Origin of the sequence: Streptomyces calidiresistens, from assembly GCF_014141525.1 — a bacterium.
Lineage (GTDB): Bacteria > Actinomycetota > Actinomycetes > Streptomycetales > Streptomycetaceae > Streptomyces > Streptomyces calidiresistens.
The window spans coordinates 1-1,106 of the sequence record NZ_VKHS01001224.1 but is presented as its reverse complement, the minus strand read 5'-3'; the positions used below and the strand labels follow the sequence as shown (position 1 = coordinate 1,106).

The following is a 1,106-nucleotide window of genomic DNA, read 5'->3' as shown; positions in this document are numbered from 1 at the left end:
GCCCCCGTCCCCGTCGTGTCCGGCGGCCCCGCTCCCGGTGCCTCCCCCGTGGTTTCCCCCAACCATGGGATCAGCCTACGGGGTTGGCGGTCCTCTCCAGGCGGCCCGTGCCGGCGGCCGCGCGGTAGGAGCGCAGGTGCCGGGTGCCGGCGGCCGGGTCCGCGCGGTCGGTCACCGCGTAGTAGTCCATCTGGGTCCCGTCCGCCCGCACCTCCAGCACCCCGTAGCCGTGCGAGTCGAGATCCACCCACTTCACGTGCCGGTTGGCGGTCCGGATGGCGGCCTCGGCGACGAGCGACACCGTCTGCGGCGGAACGCCCAGGATGTCGTCGAGGTTGTCCGAGGTCACCGAGGTCACGACGAACTCGGTGCCCACCGAGGGGCTCAGCGGGTACGTGGCGGCGTTCACCGGAACCTCGTTGGCCCAGTGCATGTGGATGTCGCCGGTCAGGAAGACCGCGTCGCGGACGCCCTCCGCCCGCAGGTGGGACAGCAGCCGCTGCCGGTCGGCGGTGTACCCGTCCCACTGGTCGGTGTTGATCGCCAGCCCCCCGGCGGGGACGCCGAGGCACTGCCCGATCGGGCCCAACAGGTGGGCCGGGACGGAGCCGAAGGCCACCGGGGAGATCATCACCGAGGTGGCGATCAGATGCCGGCGGGCGGGGGAGGCGGAGATTCCGCCCAGCAGCCAGTCCAACTGCGCCCGGCCGGTGATGGTGCGGTCGGCGGAGTCCACCGCCCCGTTGCCCGGCGTCACCTGCCGGTCGCGGAAGGAGCGCAGGTCCAGCAGGTGCAGGTCGGCCAGGGAGCCGAAGCGCAGCCGTCGGAAGACGGTGCCCTCGGTGGAGGGGCGCACCGGCATCCACTCGAAGTAGGCGCGCTTCCCGGCCTCCAGCCGCTCGTGCCAGTCCCCCTCCTCGCCCGGCGTGTGGTTCTCGGCGCCGTCGGTCCACCAGTCGTTGGCGACCTCGTGGTCGTCCCAGATGGCGATGAGCGGGTGGGCGGCGGTGACCGCCCGCAGGTCCGGGTCCGAGCGGTAGTGGGCGTGCCGCTGCCGGTAGTCGGCCAGGGTCAGGATCTCGTGCGCCGGCAGGTGGGTCCGGGCG

General features: G+C 73.4%; 1 protein-coding gene. It reads right to left on the bottom strand.

Features of this window, described 5'->3' with window-relative positions; all coding sequences use genetic code 11:
• Positions 1-70 precede the first annotated feature (70 nt).
• Positions 71-1,106 (bottom strand): alkaline phosphatase D family protein (locus tag FOE67_RS26530; protein WP_182667361.1); only part of this gene is annotated, 1,036 nt, incomplete at its 5' end.